This window comes from Streptomyces sp. NPDC055955 (genome assembly GCF_042270245.1).
Lineage (GTDB): Bacteria > Actinomycetota > Actinomycetes > Streptomycetales > Streptomycetaceae > Streptomyces.
Map to the genome: position 1 here is coordinate 618630 of NZ_JBHJYS010000002.1, position 26283 is coordinate 644912.

Genomic DNA, 26283 nt, shown 5'->3' on the forward strand with positions numbered 1-26283 from the left:
CGTGCGCGCTCCGTCTCACCGGGTACCGCATGACGCATGGGGAGTTCGGACCCCGGGCGCGGCTCCCGAGCCATTCATGACCATGACGGAGCTCGAGGCGAACTGGTTCGTTCCGCTTTGAGTGACTAGTGATTCACCCTTCTCGCGTGATCCGGACGAGAGACCCTAGGCCCAACCAGGGGCCGTAGCTCTTGAGTGTCGTCTGTTCCGGCAGCCCGAGCCGTTTCGCCGCCCGGCGTCGTTCACGGAGTTCTGCACTCGACCGCGGCCGGTTGCCGGGACCGGCCACAACCGCGTGAGTGGATCGTGAGGTATCCGCGCACTCGCCCTGATTGGTCGTCAACTTGCAGGCATCCACGTGCAGCCCGGGGAATCGATCGCGAGCAGACAGGCGCACGCCTCAACGACTTGACTGGCGTCATGCCAAGCACGACGCCTTCAGCCCGCTCGGTTCGCCCAGCAGCTCAGTGATTTGTACGGCTGTAGGAGTGATCAAAGCGTGAACGACGTTACGCTCTGATCCCTTTTGCGCATCGTTCCTCAGGTGTCTGCCCGATCTGGGGCAGAGCAGCGGAGGAGAACACATGAGGAACGTCCGGAAGATTACCGCGGTAGCCGTAGCCACCTGCGGAATCCTCTTCGCAGGCATCGGCGGGGCCAGCGCTGACACCCGTAACGGAGGGGACGACATCCCCGTGCTCAGCAACTTCAACCAGCTCGACTGGGACGATTCGCCCTTCTGCGGAATTCAGGTCAAGACCAAGGACAGCGAGCAGAAGACGTCCTGCCCGGTGGTGCACAACGAGGGCAGCTCCCACAGCCCCGTCTACGTCATCACGTTCGCGTCTTGATCTTCCTTGGCGGTCCGGCGGTTCGCCCGTCGGACCGCTTGGCTTGTCGGGGCGTGGGCAGGCAGGCAGGCAGGCAGGCAGGTGAGTGATCCGGCTGTTGTGTCGGGTGGGCCCCCAGGGCTTCGACACGGTTCGGCCTCGCATTTTTGATCACGCCAGGCCGAGGAGGACCGGGGGCGGGTTCGGTCCGGCCACGCTGCGTCGAACCGTTGAGGGTGACCGAGAGGCCGAGGGCCAGCACTTCGACCATTGGCTTCACAACAACCTTGGATGCGAGCGTGCGGCTCTGCCTCAGCTCTAGTCCACGATCTTGAAAACCGTCATGGCGCGAGCCGCCATGGGTTCACATCCCATACCCAACGGGCAAGTTGAAGGTCCCTGACGCGGAACATCGGTCGGGGGCCATCGTCATGCATGCTGCCCATGGGTGACCGCGGTTCCCCGTGAGCCCCCGGTCCATCGAGCACGGATGGGGCGCGGTCGCTTCGGGGCCTCGCGGGCTGGCCGGAGTCAGAGAGTCATGAACGGTGAGTGCTCGACGAGCAGGAATTTACGTAGCGTCGAGCGAATGCGTGAGAGGACGCGGCGACGTGGCGATGCGGATGCGGGCATGACTCCCCCAGGAGTAAGGTACGCGTGGGTGCGTACCTTGTCGAGAGGTGGAGTGATGGACGCTGGCCAGTTGGTGCATCCTGGCGTCGAGGAGCTGGAGGTGGGCCCCATCCTTCTGGCGCTTGCGGACGAGAACCGCCGTCGGGTGGTGGCTGAACTGGCTGCGCGACCCGACGATGAGCGGCTGTGCGCCTCTTTCGACCTGCCGCTGAGCAAATCCAGTCGCACACGGCATTGGCGAGTGCTGCGTGAGGCAGGCTTGGTCTATCAGCGCAGCGCCGGAAACGGGTTGTACATGCGCCTCCGCAAGGAGGACTTGGACGCCAGGTTCCCGGGTCTGATCCAGGCTGTCGTAGCCGCTGACTAGGCCCCTGGGCCAGCGCTCCACCCCTCCTGAACGGCGGGGTCTCCGTCGCGCCTCTGGTGCCAGGCCGTTGTCAGTGCCGCTTGCCAGTGCCGCATCAGGCATCGTTCGCCCTGGTGAGGAACCAAGCCAACACAGCCACGGCGATGGGCAACGCAACAAGGTAGCCGACGAGGATACCGACGCCCGGATCAGCCAGCGCAGGAAAGGCCCAGTTCACTGCTGCAGCCACGAGCAGGCTCACCGTTGCCAGCGCAAGGAGAGCGGCGACAACAGCAAGCCGACGCGGCGGGCCCGCCCCGCGGTACAACTCAGCCGCAGGCTCGAACGCGATAAAGCCCGTCACGATGAGGACGAAACCAGTGTCGGGCAGCCACCCGAACGGCCACCCCACCAGAGCGACCAACCCGGAGACAGCAAGGCCGCCCAGTTCCGCCGCGACGGTGGCCACTACCGGGTGGTCCCACGAGGGGCCTCGGATCGAGCCGCTCTCACTTTCCTTTTCATCGGCCACGTCGCCAGAGTAGCCATCGGCAGGGCGAACGTCGCCTGATGCGGCACTAGTTTGCCTGGTGGAGTGAGACCGGACAGAGAACCTTCGAGGTCCGCGGTCAAGGGGGTGGGCATAAAGGTCCCCGGGAGCCGGCTCGGGACTACGTTGCAGGCCGTGGATACCCACCCTCTCATCCTCCGTGAGGCAAGCGGCCGGCACCGTTTGAGAGCCCAACACGCTTTCCGACTGTGTTGGTGGAGCGTCGGCTGTGTGCAGGGGCGTTCATCTGTGTTCTTGGGCGGCTGGCCCGTGCGACAGGGCTGACGTCCGGACCCTCGCCTGAACGACCGTGACCGGAGCTGAATAGGACGGAAACCGAGACGGGCGCGGACGGTCCAGCCCCATGCCGGGAGGTGTTGTCGGTGGCCTCCGCCAGAATGCGCGGCATGAGCATCAAGATGCAGCTGCGTGCCATGTCTGAGTCAGAGATACGGGAGGAGTGGACTTGGCTGGAGGAGGTCTTGGGGGACGCCCTCGACCGTTTCCGAGCCGAACGCCGGGCCGGCATCGCCGAAGCTGTGCCTTATCACTTCCACGCGCTCAATGAGGTCTACGCGGCAGCCCGTTCGCCACGAGGCGCCCACGACTGGGAGCTGCCCATCTTCGGCGGCACCCCTGTCCATCACGCCGCCAACAGCCGGCCGCCGTTCGTGATTGCCCGCCCCACCGAGGTCCGCGAGGCAGCGAACTTCCTGGCTGCGGTCTCCTTCGACGACCTCTGGGAAGCTGCCGGTCCGAAGGTCCTTCCCCCCTTCTCGGCCTTCGCCGAAGCCGAGGTCAAGGGCTGGTTCCTCAGACACCACACGGACCTGCGTGCCTTCTACTCCCGCTCTGCCTCAGCGGGCACTGCGGTAGTCAAGGCATTCTGGTACTGAATCGCCGAGCACTCCGACCATGCGGGAGCGTGGTGGTGACCGCCCGGTCCCTGCCCCGCCCCCGTCCCCGTCCCCGTCCGCGACAGCAAGAACCTCACCGGTCCGGCAGTCGTGTTCGGGGACGGGGCACGGGCGACGTCGGTGGCGACGGGCAGGCGCGGCAGCAGCCCGCACCACGCCTGACCGGCCTTCGCCGCATGAGACTGCCCGGCCTGCCCGGACAGGGTCTCGGCGCCTACTTGATGTAGACGAGGCCGTCCGTGGTGATGGTCGGGCGACCGCTGGTGCCGACCACGACGATCTTCACCTTGTGCGTGGCACTGCTCGACCAGGTCTTGGTCCAGATCGCCTGCCGGTACTGGGTGGTCGAGGACTTGAGGTCGACGGTGCTGACCTTCACCCCGTCCACGTAGACGTACGCCTGGCCGGAACTGGTGGCGCGGGAGACCACCCAGGAGGCGGAGCGTCCGGTGAACGTCCAGGTGAGGGCGGCCCCCTTGGAACTGCTGGAGTAGGACTTGCCGCCGAGGTAGCTGGTGCTGCTCCGGCTGGTCCAGGTCCCGGACTTGACGGCCGAGGTCTCCTGCTGGATCACCGGCGTGTACGACGGGGACGAGGTGCGGTAGTTGCCCGCCCAGTCGTAGGCCCGCATCGACCAGGTGGTGGCGGTTCCGGACGCGGCGGTGCGGCTGGAGCTGGTGGTGGTCGGGCCGAAGGTGACGGCGGTCGGCGAGAGCAGGTTCACGGAGCGCAGCGCCTTGTCGTCGGTGGCCTTCCAGCCGAGCGTGACGGGGACGGCGCTGGTGTTGACGGTGCCGGTGCGCAGGGAGATCTTCGGGGTGGTGGTGAAGGTCGGTGCGGTCGTCTCGGCGACGACGTTCAGCGCGGTGGTGGTCGTCGCCTTGCCGGACTGGTGTGTGGCGCGTACGGCGACGGTGTGGCTGCCCGGTGCCAGGGTGGCGGCGGCAGAGGTGGCGCTGCCGGACGTGGTGGTGACGGACTTGCCGTCGACGAGCAGCTCGAACTTGGAGATGAGCGAGGCCGGAGTGGTGGCCTGCCAGTGCACGGTGAGGGCGCCCTTGGTGTAGTACGTCGTACCCGACAGGCCCGCGCCGTCGACCGTGGTGGTCTTCAGGCCCTGCACCGGTCCGGCCGCCCAGGTGCGGATGGTCGCCAGCTGGCCGTAGAGGGTGCCGCCCGGGCACTGGGTGTTGTAGCCGTCGCGGTGGGCGGAGATCCGCTGGAAGGTGTACGTGTTGCCGGCGGTGAAGCTGGTGCCGAAGTAGTTGGTCTGGGTCGCGCCGGCGGTCAGCTTCACGGTGCCGGCCGGGTCGGCGCCGTACTGGCCGAGTTTCCAGGCGGCGACGCGGGCGATGGAGGCCAGCGCGGCGTTCGAAGCGCTGGTGGAGGTGTACTCACCGAGCACCGCGATGCCGGCGGACTCGCGGTTCCAGCCGTAGGTGTGGGCGCCGAGCACCGGCAGGTCGGTGCCGCCCTTGCGGCCCTCGAAGACGGTGCCGCACTTGTCGACCAAGAAGTTGTAGCCGATGTCCTTCCAGCCGTTGACCTGTACGTGGTAGGCGTAGATGCCGCGCACGATCGAGGCCGAGTCTGCGCAGGAGTAGTCGTTGGCCCCGTCGGTGTGGTGCACGAACACGGCCTTCACGTCCGCGTTGTACTCCGGTGCGTCCGGGCTGATCGACTCGTCGGCGCCCCAACCGGCGCGCGAGGTGACGGGCGGTTTCGGTGCCGTGGACGGTGGCGCGGTGGGCGTGGCGGGGGATGCGCTCGCCGAGGCCGATGCGGACCCCGAGGGGGTGGCCGTGGCCGGGTCCGTTGGGGTGGCGTCGGCGGGGTCGCTCGGCGCGGGGGTGTCCGCGGGCGCGCTCGTGGAGGCGGCGGGGCTGCTCTCCGCGACGAACGCGGCCGGCTCGGCCACGGTCTCGGGCCGGCGGGCCTCGGCGTCGGTCACCACGCCGGGGTCGACCAGATTGACCTCAAGTCCCTTGGGCAGAGCGGTGGTCGTGCCACTCTTGCGGACGACCTGCACCTGAACTCCGTCGGAGGGGCCGACCCACAACGGCTCGGAGGCGCCGCGCACGCCCGGCTCAGGGCGCTCCAATGGATCGACGTTCAGCTCCAGATCCCGCCAGGTGCTCCACTCGCCCGTGGTCAGGCTGCGGGTGCGTACCTGCGCCGTCCCGTGGAGCCGCTTGGCGGCGCCCGACCAGGAGACGCCGACCATCGAGAACTGCTTGGCGTCCTTGCGCGGCAGTTCCCGCCGGTCGGCCGCCGCGCCCGGCAGCGCGAGGTCGTAGACCTTGACCGGCCGCTTGTCCCGGCCCGCAGGAGCCGTGCCGTCGGAGGGGCTGGCGACGGCATAGGCCGCCACGCCCCCGCCGCCCAGGACCACGGCGCCGAGGGTCAGCCACGCCCTTCGCTTCAGGCTCAATGATCTGTACGCATGAGACACGCGAGGACTCACGAATTTCCACCCCAAAGAAAGGCCCGACAGGCCGCAGAAAAGAAGTCACGTACGCCACATCCCTCGCAGGGATGACCAACTGTCCCAGCGCAGCAGGTCGAGAAAACGTCACTCCGGCCGCTGTCACTCTCGGGCGGGCGGCGCCTGCCTGGTAACTGGACCACGTCCACGGCACGCGCCCACGCGGATCTCCCTGGCCTGGCCGCGGCCGCTTGTTGCGCGCCCGCCGAGCGCGCCCCGACACCCCCGCGCGTCCCAGCCCGCCAGGCACGGGAGTGACTCAAGCTGGTCCCTGGACCTCGTCCTGGTCCCGGGGCCCACTCGAAGGGCATGCGCGCACCCTGCACCCCGCATCCGCATCCGCATCCGCATCCGCATCCGCATCGAGAAAAGGCACTCGTTGGGGCGGACACCCATCTCCACCGCCGCCTGAAGAACCCAGCGGACCTCATCCGGTCACAGAATCAGCCGGCGTACGGGTTGCCACCGAGCCAGGTGGTGCCGTCGATGAGCTCGCGCGCTGCATCCAAGTGACCGCTGTGGCAGGCGACTTCGGTGAGCACGTGGATCAGAATGTGCCGCACGTCAGGCAGCTGCCAGGTCGGCCAGATCTCCACGGGCCACGCTGCGGGCTCCTGTTCGGGCGCGGCATCAGCGAGCACGGCGTCCGCGCGCGCGATGGCCGCCCGGTAGTCGGCAAAGACCTCCTCGGCGCTCATCCCCTCGGGCACATACCAGTGGGCCTCCGCGCCCGCCTTGAGCTGTCCGGCCACATCCGGCGCGCCCGCGATCACCCCGGGGAACCAGAAGCGTTCGACATCCAGGGTGAGGTGGCGCAGCAGTGCCAGGCAGCTCCAGCCGCTGGGCAGTACCGGCCGCCGCAGTGCTTCCTCCGAGAGCCCTTCGAGGATCCCAAGGACGTGCTCGCGCTGGCGCTTCAGGGCGCCCTTGAGAGCGTCGAGTTCGGCGTTCACCGGGCGGCACAGTTCCGCAAGGCGTTCCAAGGTGCTGGTCATCTGCGTCTGCCACCAGGCGCGCCCTCCGTCCACTTCCGCGCGTTTGTCCTCCGGCATGCGCGAACCGTCGAAGATCTCGGTCACCACTGTCGTCCCGGCCCCGTCCGGTAGCAGGTCGAAGATCCATCGGTGGCCCCACGCGGCCCCAGGCGCGGTGGCGTCCGGGTGCCCCCGACCGGGCCTCGGCTCCCAGCCGATGCGGCAGCCCGGCTCGTACTCGACGACGTGGTTGAGCATCTCGTAGTCACCGTGCTGCTCGTTGTGCATCCGCATCATGAAGACGTCCCCGACACCCGAGACCACGGCGTCGGAGGCACCACCGCGCAGCATCCCCGAGCCGTCGAGGTCCGGGTGCCGTCCGGGGTCGGCCAGGATCCGGAAGACGTCCTCCGCCGGGGCCTTGATGCGCCGGGACACCGCCACCACGGCCTCGCCTTTCCTACTCGTCATCCGCGCGCCTCCGTCAACCGCAGAACATGAGCCTGACTCCGGCCCGGACGCTACACCGGGGGTACGACAACGCCTGGCCGACCACGTGCGAGGCCGGTCTCGCACGCACTCCCACTGAACCAGTTCTCTCGACGGAACCGCATGACGCCATGTGCGGGGAGATCCCCTCCAGCAGCACACGCGCCGGCGCGCGGCCCGCCTCCGCCATCGGCGGGTCTTCGAAGCCGATCAGCACCACATCGTCCGGCACCCGCCGACCCGCTGGACGTTCCCAAGCACGAGCACCAGCCTCGAGTCTGGAGCTCGTGGCAGCCCAGGAAGGGTCGTCGACGAAGCAGTTGACAGCACCTCGGAAGCCGGCGGTATCACTGGCACTCAGGACAAGGACCACAACCCCGTCTGATTCGTCGAGTCATGCCTGAACCACTCGCTGCGGCGGGACACCTACGTCCAGGACGCGCCACGCGGGGAGGACACCGGACTCGTCGGCCTGTTCCGCACGGCGCAGGCCGACAGCCGCAAAGGTGCCGTCCGTTCACGGCTCGGCCTGACATCCCCAGTCCCGTAGCGCAGTCCCACGGAGTACTAGCTCTCGGCGGCACGCGCTGCCGCCGCATAGTCCTGGAGCATCGCGTCGAACTCGCCGGCCGCAATGTCACAGTCCTCGAACTGCCCGTACAGGTCGATGAGCCTGACGGTCCCCGGGCTCACTCGCTCAGCCGCTGCAGAGGCGGTCGCCAGAGTGAAGCCGGACTCCCACCGCTGTGAATCGGCGGACCAAGCAGCCAGGTACGTCTGCGCGGCCCGGGCCGAGGCGATCCCCAGGAGCAGGGTCTCCACGGCCCGCCGGAGGTTCTCGTCTGCAGCGGGCTCCCTGGACGGGACCCAGTCCTCGTCCTCGTCCCGTGTGAACGTCCAAACGGCCCGTACGACGGAACTGGCCATGGCATGCCCTCTCGCCGGACCGGAACAGCTTGGCTACGGCTCCCATGATCTCATCGGCCCCTCTCGGCTACAGCCCGCCCACACCCGACAAGACGACGGCCAGGCGTCGCGAAGGACATGCACGGCCACATGGGCAGACTCAAGGGCATTCGACCCTTCCCGGTAGCCGATCAGGGCCTCGGGATGCTGTACGAGCACACCGACCAGCACGTAGCCCCACGTCCCGTACGCGGCGGTGAAGCCTTGCGAGCCATGGTTCAGGTCGGAATGCGCCAATCCCGCAGCCTCGTCCGAGGCGCTACGTATACGGTGTGCGGCGATGGATGACGACGTGCGGCCCTGGGACGCGGCGGCGCCGCTCGTACGGGCCGCGCGGGGTGGCGACGCCCTTGCCATGGACGACCTGCTGAAGCTGGTGACGCCGTACGTCACCCGGCTGTGCACCCCGATCGCCCCGGCCGACACCGCGGACGCCGTGCAGGAGTCCCTTCTCGCGGTGTTCCGGGGGCTACGCGGACTGCGGGATCCGCAGGCGTTCTACGGGTGGGTGCGTGCGGTCACCGTGCGGGAGGCTGTCCGGGTGGCGCGGCGCACCGCAGGCGAGACGCCCGCCGACCCCGAGGAGATAGCCCGGCTGCGGGATCTACTGCCCGGCTTCGGCGATGAACTGACCACAGAAATACGGGACTTGCTCGCCCGACTGCCCGTCCAGCACCGCACCGTACTGGTACTGCGGGAGCTGGAAGGCCTGGACGAGCGGACGATGGCCGAACTGCTCGGCGTACCCGAGGGCACCGTGAAATCACGACTTAACAGGGCCCGTTCCTCCTTCCGGAAGGCGTGGACACGGTGAACGCACCCGATGCGGTCGCCCGGCTGCGCGTACTGGCCGCCGGACTGCGAGCCCCCCTGTACGCCGAGGCACGGATCGCGCTGCCCTTCGACCAGGTATGGGCTGTCATCGCCGACCTGGAGGGCGAGCTGCCCCATCTGATCTCCTTCGTGCGGGAGTTCAAGGTTCCGCCCGGCGACAGCGAGCGCAAAGCGGCTCAGGCCGTTGACGTACTCGGCCTGCGCGGGCCGTTCGACATACGGCTGAGCCCTGGGTGGTGCCTGATGCAATCCAGGCTGGTGACGATGGGAATGGCCGCCACGCCTGATGGCACGGGGACGCGGCTCGCCGTGTGCGGCGCGGCGCGCCCCGCCGCCCTTGGCCCCGTGCAGCGCGTGTACCGCCGCCTGCTCGGAAAGCGCCGCACTCACGCCTTCTTCCGCGAGGTGGAGCGCCGCGCCGCCCTGCGGTGACCCCTTCAGCCGGCCTCGGCGATGAGTTTCCGCAAGGCCTCGGCCACCAACTCCGGCCGCTCCTCGTGCAGATGGTGCCCCGCTCCCGGCACCACCCGTACGGTCAGATCGTCCGCGTTGGGAACTCCGCCGCGCAGCAGGGCAGGCGGGATCACCGGGTCGTGCTCGCCGCCCAGGACCAGCGTCGGGACGGTCAGTCGACGTCGGCGGTGGGTGCCCCGGAAGCCCGCCGGGATGTCCCGCACGACGTACTGCCAGAACATCGCCTGCCCGGCATGGGCCGAGCTCTGCGCCGCCTCGGTGAACTCCGCGAGGTCCGCGTCCCGCCACGCCGCCGGGTCGGCGACCGCGCGTCGCAGCAGATGGCGGGTGAAAGACGGCCAGTGCCGCAGGACCAGCCGTCCGAGCACCGGGTACTCGATGAAGGCGGTGAACCACATCCGCCACAGATTCGGCAGAACGTCGCGGTGGCGCGTCCACGGGTGCGCCATGTTCAGCGCGAGGAAGGCACGGAACCGCTCCGGGGCCCGCTGGCAGAGCCGGAAGCCCACCCCGGCACCCCAGTTGTGCCCGACCAGGGTCACCCGGTCGAGGCCGAGCGCGTCCAGCAGCGCGAGTATGTCGTCACTGAGCCCGTCCGTGTCGTAACCGCGCTCCGTCTGCTCCGACCAGCCGAAGCCGCGCAGATCGACGCAGATCAGCCGGTGCCCGTCGGCGAGCAGCGGGACGAGCGCGCGCCACGCGTACCAGTGCTGCGGGAAACCGTGCAGCAGCACCACGGGCTCGCCGCTGCCGCACTCGGCGATGTGCAGCTGGGCCCCGCGGACCATCACCCACCGGTGCTGTGCCGCTTCCAGCGAGGGCATGGGACGTTCGCTGTTGGTCATGAGGGGGATCCCTTCGCCAGATACGAGAAGTCGCGTTCACCCCGCCAGGAGGCGCACGATCCGGCAAAGGTTCCCTCGTGTTTGTGAGTACGTACGCCCAGATCTCGCCCAGGCGATGGCGTCGTTCAGCGCGCCTCAGACAACTCGTCCGCGCCTCGGACAGCGGTGGGGGTTCCACGTCGAACAGCTCTGCAGGTCACCACGTTTGACGGAACGGAGCCGCGGCCGGGGCATGTCGCTCTGCGGGGTCTCGTCGAGGATCTTGGCCGCCTCGCTCACCATCCCATCTCGGTGTAGAGCTGACCGGCTTGGATCCCCTCGATGGCCGCGCGGGTGTAGTGGACGATCGGATCCGGGAGGCTCCGAGGGAACCACCATCGCCAGGCGACGCACTTGTCGACTTCGCGCACCTCCGCGGCGCCTTCAAAGTGCCGTGCCTTGAAGACGAGCTGGATCCGCGGCCGTGCACCCGGTGAGTCGACGAGATGGACCAGGTGCACAAGTTCGACATCACGGGGCTTGATGATCAGGCCGGCCTCTTCCCTGGCTTCCCTCACCAGACAGCTGATCGCCGCCTCCCGCTCGCAGTGACCGGCCAGGAAGTGCCACCGGTTACCCGCGTATGCCGAATCGGGGTGGCGCAGCCCAAGGAGGATCCGGCCGTGCTCGTCCTCGAGGTAGAGGTGGACACCGACGACGTGGAGCTCGGTGCCTTCCGGTGCCTCGTGGCGCAGCGGACGGCTCCAGTCCGGTGGGCTGCTCGTGGCGGGATGCTGGGCCACGTGCCGGTGGATCAGCTCGCCCGTTCCCGGACTCAGGCGCAACCGGTCCAGCATGTCGGGGGTGAACCATCGCAGCAGCACGCCTTCTTGCAGATTCACCGTGTCGGGGTCACCGTTCCAGCGGCCCGCGTAGACCTGGACCGGCAGCGCGAGGCCGTCGACGCTTGTCTCCTCCTCCGTGGTGTAAGGCGTCAGGTCTGCGACGTCGAGGCCAGGGGCTTCCTCGGCGAGCTCCCGCAGCAAGGTCGTCTCGAGGTCGCGGTCGTCCCTCTCACGGCCGCCTCCCATGAGGGCGAACGCTCCGGGCTCCCAGATGCCCTCGCGCTGATCCCTCAGGTGCAGGAGGTATCGTCCGTGGCCGTCGTGGATCAGCACGGATGCGTTGACGGGCTCTGGCTGCCCGGTCAGACCCGCGTCCTCGGCGTCCAGGAGCTTGGCGCGCAGTGTCGGCGATCTGACGTCGGCCAAGGGCAGCCATAGGGCGCCGCAGACCTCTTCGTCCTGCAGGGCGAGCAGCGGTGGCTGTTCGGTCGTGAGGTAGAACGCGAAGCGGAAGTCGAAGTGCCGGTGGCCTGGCTCGTCCTTGGCGGGATTGGCGTCGATGTCGTGGACGTCGATGTCGATCGGGTCGCCGAGGAACTGAGGGGTCAGGCACAGGTCCTTGGGGAGGATGCCAGTTTCCTCGCATACTTCCCGCAAGGCGGCCGCCAGGAGGGTCCGGTCATCTTCGACGTGGCCCCCAGGGGCGAGCTGCTTCCCCGATGCCTTGTGGCCGATATGCAGTACGTGCCGGTCACGGTTGATGACGACCGCACTGCAGGTGACGTGGGCGGGCAACGTGGCGCGGTTGCACGGGTCGTCTGTGCCATCGAGAAGGGCCGGCAGGTCGGCCAGGGCCTCCCGCTCATGAGGATGACGGGCCAGGTACGCCTCGACGGTCGCGCGGATGTGGGAGCGGGTGGGCGGCACGTCGTCACCTCGGCAGTTCGTGGAACGGGGAAGGGACCGGTTGGGGTATGTGGCTGTGTATGGAGCCACGGCAGGGTCTCCTGAAGCGGCATCGGGGCGGCTCATGCGTGTGTTCCGCGTCCCTCCGGCTCCGAGGTGACCTGGTAGGACAGCAACTGCTGGAACAGGCCTGGTTGTTGGGCGAGCTGTGGGTAGGTGCCCTCCTGCACAATCCTTCCCTCGTCGAGGACCACGATCCTGTCGGCCACGGCGACGTTCGTGATCCGGTGAGTCACCAGCAGCACCACCCGGTCCTGAGCCAGGTGCCGGAGTCGTTGGAAAATGCGGAACTCGGCACGGGGATCCAAGTTCGCTGTCGGCTCGTCGAGGACCAGCAGCCCTGCCTCGCGGAAGAACGCCCTCCCCAGAGCGATGCGTTGCCACTGACCGCCGCTCAGCTCCTCCCCGTTGAGCCACTCGCGGGCGAGGAGGGTGTCCAGCCCGGCGCCGAGCTTGTCAATGACTTCGTCGGCCCCGGCTGCCTCGCACGCCTCACGCACGGCCGCGTCGCCGCGCTCGGAGGGCTGTCCGAGAGTGATGTTCTCGCGCACGGTCAGCGGCCAGTGCGCGTAGTCCTGCGGTACCAGGGCCACTTGCTGCCACAGAGCTTGGGGGTCGGCATCGCCGGTGGGGATGCCGTCCCACAGGACCTGTCCGGCCGTGGGCAGGTACAGGCCGCTGACGACCTTCGACAGCGTCGACTTACCGGAGCCGTTGAAACCGACCAGGGCAGTGACCTCCCCTCGGCGCAAGGTGAGCGAGATGTCGGACAGCGCGTCCTGGTCCTTGCCCGCGTAGCGGTGGGTGACCGACTTGATCTCGATCGTCTTCGGCGGCGCTGGACGGCGCCGGCCCCGGCGCATTCGGAATCCTCCGGCCTTGTCCAGGAATCCGCTCCAGTCGTCCATGTACAGCCCCGTGCGCACGGCGCGCGCCCCGACGGCCACCAGGCCGCGCACGGACTGTCCAACCGTCTGCAGGGCGAAGACGGCCGTCCCGGCATTGCCGACGGTGATGCGGTTGGTGGCCAGCAGCCACACGACAGCGGCCCACACGACCGCCGACCCCAGACCACCGCACAGTGCGCCGACCAGGGACATGCGGGCTCCGGTGTCGGCTGCGTCCCGGTCCTCGCGGTTGATCCGGGCGACCGTCTGCCGGTAGCGGCCGGACAGGAAGCCTGCCATCGTGCCGGCACGGATCTGGTCCGCGGCGTCCTTCGTGTAGATGTGCCACCGCAGGACCGAAAGCATCCGGTTGTCGCCGTTGCTGCGCAGATTCGCCAGATAGCGCACCCGGGCGGCGCTGACCTGAGCCAGGGCCTGCGGCAGACTGGCCGCCACCAGAAGCGGGAGCAGGACCCAGTGCACCCCGGCCAGCACGATCGCGCCGGCGAGGAAGCTGGCGCTCGATGCGATCAGGTCCTGGCCTTCGTCGACCAGGTCACCGGTGACCTGGGCTCCGCGGTCGGCGGCTTCACGATCGCGGTTGAAGTCGGGTTCGTCGTAGGCGCACAGCTCCGCCTCGGCGCAGCCGGTGAGCAGCATCTGCTCGGCCTCACGCGACATGAGTGGGCCCAGTCTCGAGGACAGCCAGCTGACGGTGATCCCCAGGAGGGCGCGTACGCCGGAGGCTCCCGCGAGCAGGGCCACTGATGGCCAGGCTTCAACGAGCCGGTGGTAGACGTCTCCGCTGGTCAGTAGCGCGGTCAGGGTGCCGCTGATGGCGACCAGGCCAAGAGCCTGCGTGACGCCGGCGACTGCCTGGCACAGCAAAAGGCCGACGGTCGCACGCCGGTCGACGCGCCAGGCGAGAGCCAGTGAGCGGTGCACCAACTGCGGCAAGCGCTTGGCCATGTCGCGCATCCGAATGGAACGGCCGGCCGCTTCACGACTGCCCGTCAGGTCGACATACCGCATCTGTGGCTCGGGTGCAGTCGTCGAAGCGGGGCCCGGCTCTGATCCGGAAGAAGACTCGGCAGTCGGGCCGTTCCGCGCTCCGCCAGACGACATCGCCTGCGGGGCTGCCTCCGGAGTGGTGCGCGGTCCCGGGACACCGTCAGCTGACGCATCGGTGGACTTGCTCATACCGCCCACCCCGTATCCAGTGTTGCTGCGCGGCGGGTGACGGCGTCAACTCTGCGTGCAGTGAGGATGAACATGCCCTCTGCGGGCCGCCGTTGTTCGAATCCAAGAGGCCGATACGCGAGGGCGAGTACGGGATTCATGGCGTCCTCCATCTGGGCGCTCGGGTGGCACTGGTGCTCTAAGAACGGCGCCGATGGAGGTCCGTAACGGCCGCCTCAGGGGCAGATCGTGGACAGATGTTCCATTCGGGAGCGGTGGCCGGTCGTGCTGCGGCTCGAGGGGGCCGATGAATTCTCGAACGCCCTCATCACTCGTACGTGGTCTTGTCTTGTGGGCAGAACCGCATGGGCGGCGGGGCGGTGGACGCTGCCTTGAGGACCGGACCGGGATCGGATATTCGGTGTTCCGCCCGCCCCGCGAGGACGCACCATGGTGCGCATGACTTTGGCCACTCCCACACTGCACACCCCCCGCTTGCGACTGCGCCCCTTCACCGACGCCGACGCGGCCGCCCTCTTCGCGCTGCACAGCAGCAGCCACGTGATGCGCTATTGGGATTCCCCGCCATGGAGCGAACGGGTTCGCGCCGATCGCTTCATTGCGATGTGCCGGAAGATGGCGGACGAAGGTACCGGGGCGCGCGTGGCCATCGACCGCGCTTCTGACGGGACCTTCGTCGGCTGGTGCGGCCTGACCGGATGGAACCCGGTCTACCGCAGCGCATCGTTGGGCTATGTCCTCGACGATGCGATGTGGGGCCAGGGCTTCGCGACGGAGACCGCGCATGCCCTGCTGCAGTGGGCATTCGACACACTGGACCTGAATCGAGTTCAGGCGGAGACCGATACGCGCAACCTGGCATCTGCCCGGGTCTTGGAGAAGATCGGATTCGTCCGCGAAGGGACGCTGCGGGAAGACTGCGTCGTGAACGGCGAGGTTTCCGACTCGTGGGTGTTCGGGTTGATCAGGCGAGAGTGGCGGCCATCGACCCTCCCGATTCCAGCCCGATAAGCGGACGTTGAGTACGTCTCTGGTAGCGGCCTCGTCCGGGTCGAGTGAGGAAGCCTCGGCGGGTGAGGCCTCCAAGGCGGCTCCGGGGGACGCCGATGGACGGTTCGCCGGTAGGCATGCCGACGAGGCGATCCGCGCCCAGTGCCTCCTCTGTGGTGTGTGAGGCGTGGATGCGGCCCGACCGGTGCGGATCCGGTCAGGACGCCGGGGTCTTCCAGAGGTACACGACACCGTCGGAGCTTGTCGTGGCGACCTTCGTGCCGTCGGGGCTGAACGCCAGTGTCTGGACGTTCCAGTGGTTGCCGACCAGCCGGTACGTCAGCTTGTTCTCGGCCATGTCCCAGAGCCGGACCACATCGCCGTCGAACACGGCGAGGGTGGAGCCGCGAGGGCTGTACTCCACGCTCTGGACCGGCACGCTGGTCGTCTCGTCGACGCTGCCCGTGGCACGGCCGTCGGACACGTTCCACAGCTCGACCCTCCGGTTCTCGGCGGCGGTGGCGATGGTTTTGCCGTCGGCGCTGTACGAGACGCCGTAGATTTCCTCGGCGCGGAAAAGCTCCTTGCGCGCCTTGTGCCGGGCCACGTCCCAGAGCTGCACGGTCCACTCGGAACCGGAGCCCTGGTCGTGGGGGTAGCCCACGGTGGCCACCGTCCTGCCGTCCCGGCTGAACGCCACCTGCCGCGCCCACATGTCGTCGTCGAGAACGGCGACCCGTTTGCCCAGATCCGAGCCGCTTTTTGCGTTCCAGAGCTGCGCGCCGCCCTCGCTCGCGGTGGCCAGAAGTCGGCCGTCGGGACTGAACGCCACGCTGTCGAGGGAGTCCGAATCCTCGTCGGTCGTGGTGATGGAGGCGACCTGCCGCCGCCCGGCGACGTCCCACAGCGTGACGACGTTGCCGGCCGTTCCGGCGGCGAGCAGTCGGCCGTCGGGACTGAAGGCGACCGTGGTCACCGCGACCGGGGTTTTGCCGGGCGTCGTCCGCGGGCCGAACCTCGCCCGCACCTTGCGTCCGGCCACGTCCCACAACCTCACCGTGCCGTCCCCGGCACCCGTCGCGAGGGTGGCGCCGTCGGGGCTGAACGCCACGCCTTCGGGCCCCTTGCCCTTGGGGTAACCCCCGAGCGTGGCGGCCGGTTTCAACTCGGTGGGTGTGTCGCGGTCGGAGGAGTTGCCGGGCAGCAGCACTGCGACCAGTACGGCGACCACGGCCAGCACCCCGATGCCGCCCACCAGCGCGGGCACCGACATCGTCGGTGTGTCCGTGGGCGGTGCGGGATGCGCCGGATCGGGTCCGGTGGCGGCGTCCGGCGGCTGCGCCGAACCCGCCTGCCCGGACTCGGGGTTCCGCGCCTGTGGCGCCGCGGGCGCGGTGGCGGCGTTGTGGAAGTCCGGTGCGGGGTCGACGACGGTCGGCTGCGGCGGTACGGCGGGGTCCGGCCGGTCGGGGCCGCCGGTACGGCACAGGCGGATGATCTCGGCCAGGTCCGGCCGTTCCGCTGGATCCTTCGCCAGGCAGCGGGCGGCCACGGTCCGGACGGGCTCGGGGCAGCCGTCGAGATCCGGCGCCTGTTCGAGGATGCGGTACAGCACACTGTGCCCGCTGCCGCCGAACGCGGGTCGCGCGGTGGCAGCGTAGGCGGCGATGGCGCCGAGCGCGAAGACGTCGACGGCCTCGGTGAGGCTCTCGCCCCTGATGTACTCGGGCGCCATGTAGCCGGGCGTCCCGGCCAGCATGCCCGTGCTCGTCACCGAAGTGACGTCTGTGGCCCGGGCGATCCCGAAGTCGATGACCTTGGGGCCGTCGGCGCTGAGGAGGATGTTGGAGGGCTTCAGATCGCGGTGGATCACCCCGGCCGCGTGGATGGACTGCAGTGCCTCGGCCACCTGCGCCGTCAGCGCCAGCACCGCCTCTGCCGCCAGCGGCCCTCGCGCGGCCACCGCGTCGTGCAGGGCCGGCCCGGGGACGTACGCCGTGGCCAGCCACGGTTCGTCGGTGCCCAGATCCGCGTCGACGACCGGCACGGTGTACAGGCCCTGCACCCGCCGGGCCGCGGACACCTCCTGCTCGAACCGCTTACGGAACGACGCGTCGGCCGCGTACTCGCGGTGCACGACCTTGATCGCCACCGCGCTCCCGGCCGGGGTGCGCGCCAGGTAGACCCGGCCCATGCCGCCCGAACCGAGCAGGCCCTCCAGCCGGTACGGGCCCGCGGTGGCCGGATCGCCGGATCCCAGCGGGCGGACCGGCGGCGGATCGGCCGGCCACCCCGGGGCGCCGGCCAGGTGCGGAACCGCGCGCGGGCCATGGTCCGGTTGGGACATGCCGACTGTCACCCCTAGCTGGTCGTGCCTGCGCCACGCGGGCAGCTGCCTCGTACGAGGACACGACACAACGCGTCCTCACTGGACGGAACCCGGCGCTCCATCGAGGCTCGCGCCGGTTCGAGCGTCAGCGTAATGGAGCCCCGGCCGGGGCGTCTGTCGCGGCCCTGTCACAAGCGGGGGTCCGACGACAGCCGGCTCCGGCCGCCCGGACCCGGCCTAACGTTCCCTCTGATACGGGCAGTTGAATGCCTGTCGGATGTTGAGAGCCGATACGACAGCGGTGCGGACTGGGTGTGATCAGGCGCTTTGCCGAGCGCTGTTGATCAGATCAAGGCCGCAAGGGTGAGTCTGCTGTACGACGCCGCACAGGTCGAGTTCGGAGGGAGCCCGGACCTGATGCATCCCAGTCGACGAGGAAGGGGTTTGCCGCGGTGTTCCTCATCCTGCTCGCCGCATGGATCCCAGCAGGACCCCGATCAATGCGCAGCGCGGCCTGTGGGAACTCGCCGCGGAAGCGGGTGGATGCTGCTCTCGTCGGGGCAAGTTCCGGCCTGTCGGGAAAGCTGCGAACCAACTCAGAGTGGAACATGGTGAGTCTGTTGCCGCGTGCAGGGCCCGGGGGCGCCAGCCGGTACCCGGCCCAGCCACTCTCGGCCTCGCGCGCGGCTGCGGCACCCCTCTTCCGAGGCCGCCGCGAACTCCGTCAGCCGGGGCACAACCAGCCATACGAAACGCGCAGTTCAACGTGCGGCCGGCTGTTGCTAGGGGGCACCACCGAGTTCGAACATCGCGAATCCGGCGAACCACCCGGAGGCGAGAGCGCAGGTGCCGAGGACAGTCACCAGGGCAGGTCGGCGAAGCCTGCTCAGGGCAATCGCCAGCGGGATGAACAACGGGAAGGCGGGCAACAGAAAGCGCGCGACGTTGCAGAACATCTGCTGGCTGCCGAGCACGGTAGCGACGGTGAGCAGCGTGTGCACCATCAGAACGGCCGGCGGGCGCAGCCGCACCACCAGGACGATCAGGATGGGCAACGCCATGACGATCAGTGCCGCCAGCAGATCGGGGATGGGCGCGGCGAAGAAGTCATCGTTGCGGCCGAGCAGGATGCCTCGCATCACGGTGGCATTGTGCTGGCCCCAGTCGAAGAAGTGCAGCCAGGCTCCTCTCTGGAGCTTGAAGTAGCCGCCCCAGTCGCCCATACGCCAGCTCACCCAGCCCACGTACCCCAACAGCCCGATCGGAGCCAGCGCCATCGCGGCAAGAGGACGCCGGGTTCCGTCCGTGCGCCGCAGAAGAGCGACGAGCGCCGCCAGGCACACCGCCGCGATCAGGGTCGCCGAGGTCGGCCGGTTGAGCCCGGCCACCAGGGCGAGCAGTCCGGCAGCGATCCACCGTCGGGTCATCACGGCGTAGCAGGACCACGCGGCGAGCGCGGTGAAGGTGGAGTCCGAGTAGACCGCCCACTCCGCGCCGGATCCCGGGACGACCGCCCACAGGCCCGCCGCGATCACACCGGCCCGGACTCCGCCGAGCCTCTCCGCGACGGCGAAGATACCGGCCGCGGCGAACAGCGAAGCAACCACCGATACCAGCATCCCTGCGCCGTACAGGCCGAGACCGGTGAACTCCGAGACCATGCGCATCAGGCCCGGGTAGAGCGGGAAGAACGCGGCCGAGTTCGGCTGATACGTGTACCAGGGGGAGCCGATGATCGGCACCAGTTGGGGGTTGTACCCGAACTCCGCGACCTGTTGGTACCACCAGCCGTCAAAGGAAGCGAGCACGTCCCACGGGTGGGCTCCGCCACCCAGGCGCAGTTCCTTCGTGAGGTGGTAGCCGGAGTAGTCGACCAGCCACATGAAGACCCCGAAGCCGGCCAGCTTCAGTGCCGCGTAGCACCCGACCGCCGGCCCATAGCGCCGCACCAACCTGCTCGACTGCTCGCGCAGGTCGACCGGCGGGCCCGGGAGTGTGCTGTCGTGTTGTGCGGGCTCGGCAGAGACAACAGTCGGCATCGCGTTCATCGGTCGGAGTCACCCCGTCGTCATGGACGATCGTTCGCCGAACCCTTACACCCGCGCACGTCAGGGATACGCAGACACGCCCCACCTCTGTGCCATGGCTGTCGGAACACCCTCGGCCGCAGTAGCACGACCCGTCTGTTGGCGGTGGTGGTCAAGCAGCGCCAACTCCACTGGAAACAGGGGCAACCCTGTGAGCCTCCGAACTTCCCACCACGTCCCCGAATCCGTCAGGGACGCTGCCCTCGCCGACTCTGTCACCTTGCTCGGGCTACCTCATAGAGACACAACAAATAGGCAAGGATTACGCGCAGTTGATCGGCCTGGTCGAAGACATCACCCATGTTGAGTCGCATCCCCATGACCAGGCCGCCGATCTCGAACTCGCTGGCGCTTTGCCCTAATTCTGCCGACAATCAGCGAAACTTGTCGCCTCGGCCCTATCCCCAGCCTGCATACGAAATCCAGATCATCGGTAAGGCCCCCGGTCGACGCCCTGAACCGGCTCGCCGCTCACTCTGGCCATCCCCACCCTGACCGACCTCGGCTACGAGAACGCTGCCGACGGTCTCCGCCACCTCGTCAAGAGGCCCAAGGGCGGCGAACTCACCGAAGAGCAGGGCACGTTCAGCGTCGCCGTCCGCGGCGCGGCCGAGTGCGCCAGCGCTGCTCAAGGTCACCTTCAAGGCCTTGCGCCGGGTCAGCCTCGGCCTCGAGGCGATCACCCGGATCGCCCGCGCCGCCCTTGTCCTGCTCCAGTTCGAACACGGCTGCACCGCATGAAATTTGACGACAAACCATCACGAGGTGTTATCGAGAAGGCCGGTGTCTCGGAATCGCGGACCTCACCAACCTGGTCGGCGAACTCCCGTCCTGTCTCATTGAGCACATTATCTGGATGCTCCCTGATCTGCGAGGTTCGCACGGGAGTACCGACGCGCGTGGCGGCGGCCGGCGTGAAGCGTGAGGCGCGGGCCTGTTGGGAGCGGCTTGACCGTACGCGCCACCCAGACGGTACTCATCGCCGCCGAGGCGGCCGGGGTGAGCCGAGCCTGGCGCGGCGGCAGGACCGGCACTCCTCGTCTTGGACCCGTCCTGGAGCAGATCGGCACGCGCGAGCGCGTGCTTTGCGACCTGGCCCAGGATCAAGCCTTGGAAATATCCCTGCCCGGCATCGGCTCCGCGAGTGCTGTCCGCCATTGAGGCGCGCCGAAGGCGTCGGCGAAGTACTGCGTCTCGTGTACCACCTGCCCGTGCGCAAATTCCATGATGCTCACTGAGTAGCTGGGCACCCCGTCGTATGTGATGACGCACTCACTCACCCAGAGATCCCCACCACCGACGATTCGGTGGACGGTGAAGTGCCGACTGGCAGGGTGCCCGCCGCGTTGCTCCGCGATCGTCGAGCGGCCCCGGAACCTTTCACCTGACTGCGGGTAGTCGAGGATCGCGTCCTCGGCATAGATGGCGTGCTCGGCTTCGGTATCCCCGCGTTCCGACGCCCGCCAGTGTTCCTCGACAGCGGCCCTGGTCTGGCTATCGGGATCCATCGTTTTCTCCCTTTATGGAGCCGAGTTCGCCGTCTGCGCCGACGACGTCTTCTCAGTTGTCCAGCGCGGTCTTGAGTGCGTCGATGGCCGGGTGACGGTCGACCCTGGTGCCGTAGGTGTGACGCAGGCTGTCGAGCATGAGGATGTCGCGCACCAGCCCGAGGACCCGCACCGCGGTGGTCGTCCACCCCCGCTTCGCGCAGCCTGGCGGCCCAGGCTCCTCTCTCATCGCGCAGCAGGTCGGGCATCGACGGTGATCGCGCGAGCTGTCGGCAGGCCACGCAACTGGTCCAGGCTCGCCCCGCAGCGGGGCCGCGTACGGCTCGATGCGCTGCGCGGGGGCACTGGTTACTGGTCCCAGAACAGCCACCCACCTTTCGTCGACCTCGGGTTTGGCCCACACCTTGGCCGGCCTGCAGTTGGTTGAGAGGGGCCCGGCCCTGGTTCAGAAACATCTCGTAGATACGCGGATGCGGGGAGATGATCTAGGCCAATTGCTTCGCGACCACCTCCGGCACGGGAGCGGGCGGGGTGGACACCTGCAGCCATGATCAAGTCTCCTGGCGTGCGCTGGAGCAGGGCCGCGGGCCGCTCACGCAACAACAGCGCCCACGTGCGGCTCTTTCGACTCAACACTCGAACCGCGCGCCGTCGGACGCAAACGCACAGCGACGAGTCAGTGGCGATCCTCGGGGGTACGACGCGACGCGGCCGCCTGCCCACGGCCTTCCCACCCCGAATGGTGCCGTGACGGTGTGCGTGTAAGCATGCCTGGGGGGAGATATCGGCGTCGCCGGGTCGCGGGCCGTCGTGCCTAACGGCCGCGTATCGCCAAGACCAGCAGGAGCGTTGCAGAATGCGCACTCCGAAGCAGTGGACTCCGCTCAGCGCGATCGCGTCGGGTCTGGCCGCCGGCCTGGTCGGCACCGTGTGCATGGACACGGTGCGGTTCCTGCGGCAGCGCCGGTCCGGTGGTGAGCGCAATCCCCTGCGGTGGGAGTTCGCTCCCGTCCGCACCTGGAAGGAGGCTCCGGATCCCGGGCAGGTCGGCAAGCGCCTGATCGAGGGCTTCACCCAGCGCGAGCTCCCGGATGCCGCGGCCTGGCCGGTCAGCACGCTCATGCACTGGTCGTACGGCGCGGCCTACGGGGCGCTCTACGGCGTAGTCGCCGGCTCGGAGCGCAAGCTGCCCTCTGTGGTCTACGGTGTGCCGTTCGGCGCGGCCGTTTGGATCAGTGGCTACATCACCTTGCCGATCGCGGGGCTCTACGAGCCCATCTGGAAGTACGACCGCAAGACCCTCGCGGACGACCTCGGCCCCCACCTGGTTTACGGCGCAGCGACCGGGACCGTCTTCTGGATCCTGAGCAAGACACGCACCGTCTCCGTCCGGACTCATTCGAACGGGTGAGTGCGCCCCACCACGGCCCGGATCCGGATCCAGCTCCCTACAACCGTCCGCACAGCGTTGATCGTCCGGATATCGACTCGCTGGCTCAGCCGGACCGGGGTTTGTCGCGCCTGCGAGACCGCGCTGTGCCGACGTGGTCCTGGACATGTGACCGGATTGCGCTCCTCGGCTGCGAAGGTTGAGCACTTCCCACTCCCCGCTTCGCTCCAGGCGGGCAGCCGTGCGGAGAGAACGTCCGGGTGCGCCGGTCGGCAGACGTGCATAGGGTCCCAGAAGGGTGGAACTCGGCGGAGCGGACAGGTTTCATGGGTCGTCTCGCCGAACCCTCTTGTGTATCCGAGAGGAGATCTTTAACCATGGCGAAAGTGCTGTTCATCGTCAGCGGAGCCGCCTACTGGGTGCTGAAGGACGGCACGAGGTACGCGACGGGATACTGGGCCGAGGAATTCGCGAACCCGTACAAGATCCTCACGGACGCCGGTCACGAGGTAATCGTCGCGACGCCGAGCGGCGTCATCCCGACCGTCGACATGATGAGTCTGCGCCCCGAGATGGTCGGCGGCAACGACAGCGCCCTTGAGTTGGAGGCCATCATCCGTTCCGCGGAGGCGATGCGCCGGCCACTGCAGTTGTCGGACGTGCGCCTGGAGGACTACGACGCGGTGTACGTACCGGGCGGTCACGGCCCGATGTCGGACCTGGCGTTCGACGCCGACATGGGACGGCTGCTGACGCAGCAGCTGGCCTCGGGCAACCCGCTGTTCATCGTCTGCCACGGCCCCGCCTCATTGCTGGCCACCGTGATCCACGGCGAGTCACCGTTCAAGGACTACAACATCACCTGCTTCACCAATGAGGAAGAAGAGGGCGTCGGGCTCGCCTCCAGGGTGACGTGGCTGCTGGAGACCGACGTCCAGGAGAAGGTCGGGGTCAACTTCAGCCGCGGCCCGATGTGGGAGCCGTACATGGTCGAGGACCGCAATCTGGTCACCGGGCAGAACCCGGCTTCGGCCGCGGTCCTGGGAAAGCGGATGCTGGAAATCCTCAACTGACCCCGTCCCGCGGCGTAGTGGGACGGAGTTCGGTCACCTGTCGAGTGACAGGTGTCCCCAACGGACGTAAGGAGCTGGCTCAGTCCTGCGTTGCCGCCGCAAGCACCGTGCGGCAGTCCGACCAGGCAGGGTGGCTCAGCAGGGGCTGGAATCGTGTAAACAGAGACAGGAGTTCGGCCCCCCACTTCTCGCGGAACGCGGGGTCAGTCCGGGCAAGGTCGAGTTCGTTGGCGGCGGACAGCTCAGCGAAGTCCCGTCGAAGGAGCGGTTCCGGAGCATGATGAAGGCCGGTGAACCGATCCCGGAAAGCCCCCGTAGCATCCATCAGCGTCGGATACGTGGCCCTGCGGTCGCACGATGCGTAGAGATACACAATGGCTTCAGCCTCGGTACCGATCACCTCTGCAAGTTCGGCGCGCCGGTCCAGAGACAGCAAGGCGGTGGGGAAGCCGTCGGTGCCGTAGAAGGCGTGGCACAGACCCGCGACCTGGAGGGCGGGACGGGCTCCCCATACAGTGAGTTGGTCCTGGACACGCTGGAGGTGGGCGACGAGAGTGCCACCCGGATGAGCGATGTCCGCAGCACCGAGCTTGCCCAGTAACGCAATGGCCTGATCGGCCGGGGCAGGAGAAGCAGGCACGGGCAGTGTCCTTCTGGCTCACGAGGTCGGCACCCGCCCGCGCCTTCGTCTGTGGTCCGGACCCGTGAAGCACCGGACGGGTTGTCGCCTGGGTCCCGCGCTCATCATTGTGGACCCCAAAACCCCAGTCAATCCTAGGGATTTCTGCGCAGTGCCCAAGCTTTGACTTGCATCATGGGTTGAAGTCAGAGGATCCCGGCTTTCTCGATCGCTTGCTGTGCCACTACGCAGCTCTGCGCGAGCCTTGATGAAGTACGGACACTCGTATCGCGCGGGAGCCAGGCACTTGCTGTCATGGCTGCGTACGTGAGGGGTGGTCCCGTCGAGGTACAGAAGACTCCGAGGAGTGTCGCCGGGAGGCCTTCGCCGTGCGACTGGCCTACTTCGACGAGGCCTCGACTGTCAACGCGTAGTCCACATCGATCGAAAAGTCATCTGACTGTCCTCGGATCTTCAGTGTGTGCGCCCCAGGCTCGAGGGAGAGCAACTGGACCCACAAGCCGCATCCTGCAGTGGTGAAGCTCCCCTCCTCTCCGGTGACTGCGTTGCCTGGAGCGCTTTGCACCGTGATCGAGTTGTCCCGGTAGGCCTCCGGCTTGACCGCTTTGCCGTCCAGGAGCACAGTCCCCTGCGCGCTGCTCATGAAGAGGGCACAGTCCGAACCCTCTCCGAAGAAATTCACGACGGGGAAAGCGATCGGACGACCGCTGGGAACGGTGCATGCGCGCATGGCGTGACCGCCGAAGGTACCGGCCAAGAACCACACGTCTCGCGGCTGGTTGCGCTCGCACTCACTTCCGTCCTCGTCAGCCACAGGGTTGCTCTCCTCAGGCTCCGATGCTGCCCATGTCCACCATCGCCCCTGCAGTTCCGCAGAAGACAGGCGAGCGTTCGCAGTCGCGGACGACGCAGTGAGAGAGGGCTCTGCCGATGCCCGCCCTCCCGCGTCCCCCGGGTCTGCGGCCTTCTGCGTCCCGCACCCCGCCAATGCAGCCAGCGCAACAGCAGCCAGCCCCGCCGTTCCAGCCGTGAACCTCATCTGGGCCCCTCCCCCACCAGGCACGCCGCCTTGTCCTCATGACAAGCGCGGCATGCGCGGACACCTTAGACGGTGTCCTACATGGTGAGTTTCAGGAGCCGTTTATAGCAGCAGAGGGCTGCGGCGAGGCCGAGAAAGGCCAGATAGTGGGCAGATTGGCGCTCATAACGAGGGCTGAGTCTGCGGTAGCCCGTCAGCCACGACATCGTCCGCTCGATCACCCACCTGCGGCGCCCTAATCGTTCGCTGGACTCGACATCCTTGCGGGCGATGCAGACCCCGATGTGCTTGCCCCAGAGCCGTCACCGCAGGTGAGGGATGTCGTAGGCCTTGTCGGCGTGAAGGCGGGGTCATGTCTCGTTTGGTGACCCTGGACCATGGGTTTCAGCACGAGGCTGTCGTGGACGTTGGCGGCGGAGAGACCGACGATGAGGGGCAGTCCGTTCGCGTCCGACAGGACGTGCATCTTGGAACCCGGCTTGCCCCGGTCCACGGGGCTCGGACCTGCGGGTTCGCCCCCTTTTTTTGCCCGCACGTGCGCGGAGTCCAGCACGACTCGCGAGACGTCGACGAGGCCGGCATCGTCCAACCGGTGCACAACCGCCTCGTGCAGCCGACCCCACACACCGGCTCTCGACCAGATCAAGAACCGCCGGTGCACCGTCGACTTCGACACCCCAAAACAGGGCGGCAACGCCCGCCAGGCGCAACCGCTGACCAGTACGTAGGTGATCGCGGCGAACAGCGTCTCATCAGGCGTGTTCTGCTTTCCGCGACCCTGAGGCCGCACCCGATCCGCCGGAATCAACGGCCTGGCGATCTCCCACAGCCCATCCGGAACAATCCAACTCCACGTCCCCTGAACCATATTGAGGAGCACTACCCAGCCTCACCATGTAGGACACCGTCTTATCCACGAGGCGAGACCGGGTTGGCAGTGGTGGCTGCGCTGCGCACGCCGCGAGAACGCAAGGGCCCCAGATCTCTCCGGGACCCACACAGATGAG

At 68.0% G+C, this 26283-nt stretch carries 20 protein-coding genes and 4 pseudogenes; 9 read left to right on the forward strand and 15 right to left on the reverse strand.

Annotation, left to right across the window (positions count from 1 at the left end):
• Nucleotides 1-584 precede the first annotated feature (584 nt).
• On the forward strand, nucleotides 585-851 hold the full coding sequence (locus ACFC96_RS05945; RefSeq protein WP_376610474.1) for a hypothetical protein: 267 nt from the start codon (nucleotides 585-587) through the stop codon (nucleotides 849-851).
• Nucleotides 852-1518: 667 nt separating this feature from the next.
• A complete protein-coding gene (locus ACFC96_RS05950; protein WP_340457937.1) occupies nucleotides 1519-1830 on the forward strand; it encodes an ArsR family transcriptional regulator in 312 nt (103 codons plus the stop codon).
• A gap of 94 nt (nucleotides 1831-1924) precedes the next feature.
• Here ACFC96_RS05950 and ACFC96_RS05955 read toward each other — a convergent pair whose 3' ends face one another.
• Nucleotides 1925-2341, reverse strand: a complete 417-nt coding sequence (locus tag ACFC96_RS05955) for a hypothetical protein (protein WP_376610476.1) — start codon at nucleotides 2339-2341, stop codon at nucleotides 1925-1927.
• A 425-nt stretch (nucleotides 2342-2766) separates the two neighbouring features.
• Here ACFC96_RS05955 and ACFC96_RS05960 point away from each other — a divergent pair, with 425 nt between their 5' ends.
• Nucleotides 2767-3255 carry a DUF1877 family protein gene (locus ACFC96_RS05960; protein WP_376610478.1) on the forward strand — a complete coding sequence of 163 codons (489 nt, stop codon included), beginning with the start codon at nucleotides 2767-2769 and terminating at the stop codon, nucleotides 3253-3255.
• A gap of 235 nt (nucleotides 3256-3490) precedes the next feature.
• Here the strand turns inward: ACFC96_RS05960 and ACFC96_RS05965 are convergent, their stop codons facing one another.
• The 4 genes and pseudogenes from ACFC96_RS05965 to ACFC96_RS05980 form a co-directional block, all read right to left on the reverse strand.
• Nucleotides 3491-5701 (reverse strand): N-acetylmuramoyl-L-alanine amidase, encoded by a 2211-nt coding sequence (locus ACFC96_RS05965; RefSeq protein WP_376610545.1) that lies wholly within the window; start codon nucleotides 5699-5701, stop codon nucleotides 3491-3493.
• A 503-nt stretch (nucleotides 5702-6204) separates the two neighbouring features.
• A complete protein-coding gene (locus ACFC96_RS05970) occupies nucleotides 6205-6714 on the reverse strand; it encodes a DinB family protein (RefSeq protein WP_340458618.1) in 510 nt (169 codons plus the stop codon).
• Between the two features lie 21 nt (nucleotides 6715-6735).
• Nucleotides 6736-7206, reverse strand: a pseudogene (locus ACFC96_RS05975) (SRPBCC family protein); the annotation flags it as partial.
• A gap of 585 nt (nucleotides 7207-7791) precedes the next feature.
• The gene (locus ACFC96_RS05980) at nucleotides 7792-8151 is read right to left on the reverse strand and encodes a hypothetical protein (RefSeq protein ID WP_376610480.1); all 360 of its coding nucleotides are present in this window, start codon (nucleotides 8149-8151) and stop codon (nucleotides 7792-7794) included.
• A gap of 319 nt (nucleotides 8152-8470) precedes the next feature.
• Between ACFC96_RS05980 and ACFC96_RS05985 the strand changes: the two genes are divergently transcribed.
• On the forward strand, nucleotides 8471-9004 hold the full coding sequence (locus ACFC96_RS05985) for a sigma-70 family RNA polymerase sigma factor (protein ID WP_340458611.1): 534 nt from the start codon (nucleotides 8471-8473) through the stop codon (nucleotides 9002-9004).
• Complete coding sequence (locus ACFC96_RS05990; RefSeq protein WP_376610482.1) at nucleotides 9001-9456, forward strand: hypothetical protein; 456 nt, start codon at nucleotides 9001-9003, stop codon at nucleotides 9454-9456. The genes ACFC96_RS05985 and ACFC96_RS05990 overlap by 4 nt, the downstream gene beginning before the upstream one ends.
• Before the next feature lie 5 nt (nucleotides 9457-9461).
• Here ACFC96_RS05990 and ACFC96_RS05995 read toward each other — a convergent pair whose 3' ends face one another.
• From ACFC96_RS05995 to ACFC96_RS06005, 3 genes are all read right to left on the reverse strand, one after another.
• On the reverse strand, nucleotides 9462-10343 hold the full coding sequence (locus tag ACFC96_RS05995) for an alpha/beta hydrolase (protein WP_340458614.1): 882 nt from the start codon (nucleotides 10341-10343) through the stop codon (nucleotides 9462-9464).
• A gap of 275 nt (nucleotides 10344-10618) precedes the next feature.
• Nucleotides 10619-12094: an NUDIX domain-containing protein gene (locus tag ACFC96_RS06000; RefSeq protein ID WP_376610484.1), complete on the reverse strand. Its 1476-nt coding sequence runs from the start codon at nucleotides 12092-12094 to the stop codon at nucleotides 10619-10621.
• 101 nt (nucleotides 12095-12195) lie between these two features.
• Nucleotides 12196-14052, reverse strand: coding sequence for an ABC transporter ATP-binding protein (locus ACFC96_RS06005; protein ID WP_376267041.1), 1857 nt, complete (start codon nucleotides 14050-14052; stop codon nucleotides 12196-12198).
• Nucleotides 14053-14658: 606 nt separating this feature from the next.
• Here ACFC96_RS06005 and ACFC96_RS06010 point away from each other — a divergent pair.
• Nucleotides 14659-15231, forward strand: coding sequence for a GNAT family N-acetyltransferase (locus tag ACFC96_RS06010; protein ID WP_376610486.1), 573 nt, complete (start codon nucleotides 14659-14661; stop codon nucleotides 15229-15231).
• A 196-nt stretch (nucleotides 15232-15427) separates the two neighbouring features.
• Here ACFC96_RS06010 and ACFC96_RS06015 read toward each other — a convergent pair whose 3' ends face one another.
• Nucleotides 15428-17557 (reverse strand): WD40 repeat domain-containing serine/threonine protein kinase, encoded by a 2130-nt coding sequence (locus tag ACFC96_RS06015; protein ID WP_376610488.1) that lies wholly within the window; start codon nucleotides 17555-17557, stop codon nucleotides 15428-15430.
• 764 nt (nucleotides 17558-18321) lie between these two features.
• Nucleotides 18322-19578 (reverse strand): hypothetical protein, encoded by a 1257-nt coding sequence (locus ACFC96_RS06020; protein WP_376610489.1) that lies wholly within the window; start codon nucleotides 19576-19578, stop codon nucleotides 18322-18324.
• Between the two features lie 493 nt (nucleotides 19579-20071).
• On the opposite strand from ACFC96_RS06020, the pseudogene ACFC96_RS06025 reads away from it, so the two are divergent.
• Nucleotides 20072-20367: pseudogene (locus ACFC96_RS06025) on the forward strand (IS5/IS1182 family transposase); the annotation flags it as partial.
• A gap of 362 nt (nucleotides 20368-20729) precedes the next feature.
• Here ACFC96_RS06025 and ACFC96_RS06030 read toward each other — a convergent pair.
• Nucleotides 20730-21134: a nuclear transport factor 2 family protein gene (locus ACFC96_RS06030; RefSeq protein WP_376223595.1), complete on the reverse strand. Its 405-nt coding sequence runs from the start codon at nucleotides 21132-21134 to the stop codon at nucleotides 20730-20732.
• Between the two features lie 52 nt (nucleotides 21135-21186).
• Nucleotides 21187-21497 (reverse strand): annotated as a pseudogene (locus ACFC96_RS06035) (alpha/beta hydrolase fold domain-containing protein); the annotation flags it as partial.
• Between the two features lie 493 nt (nucleotides 21498-21990).
• Here ACFC96_RS06035 and ACFC96_RS06040 point away from each other — a divergent pair.
• Nucleotides 21991-22545 (forward strand): hypothetical protein, encoded by a 555-nt coding sequence (locus ACFC96_RS06040; protein WP_376610491.1) that lies wholly within the window; start codon nucleotides 21991-21993, stop codon nucleotides 22543-22545.
• A 356-nt stretch (nucleotides 22546-22901) separates the two neighbouring features.
• Nucleotides 22902-23597 (forward strand): type 1 glutamine amidotransferase domain-containing protein, encoded by a 696-nt coding sequence (locus ACFC96_RS06045; protein ID WP_376610493.1) that lies wholly within the window; start codon nucleotides 22902-22904, stop codon nucleotides 23595-23597.
• Nucleotides 23598-23676: 79 nt separating this feature from the next.
• On the opposite strand, the gene ACFC96_RS06050 is transcribed toward ACFC96_RS06045, so the two are convergent.
• The 3 genes and pseudogenes from ACFC96_RS06050 to ACFC96_RS06060 form a co-directional block, all read right to left on the reverse strand.
• Nucleotides 23677-24237: a DUF6817 domain-containing protein gene (locus ACFC96_RS06050; protein ID WP_340457873.1), complete on the reverse strand. Its 561-nt coding sequence runs from the start codon at nucleotides 24235-24237 to the stop codon at nucleotides 23677-23679.
• A gap of 379 nt (nucleotides 24238-24616) precedes the next feature.
• Nucleotides 24617-25051, reverse strand: a complete 435-nt coding sequence (locus ACFC96_RS06055) for a signal protein (RefSeq protein ID WP_340457872.1) — start codon at nucleotides 25049-25051, stop codon at nucleotides 24617-24619.
• Nucleotides 25052-25353: 302 nt separating this feature from the next.
• A pseudogene (locus ACFC96_RS06060) lies at nucleotides 25354-26144 on the reverse strand (IS5 family transposase).
• Nucleotides 26145-26283 lie beyond the last annotated feature (139 nt).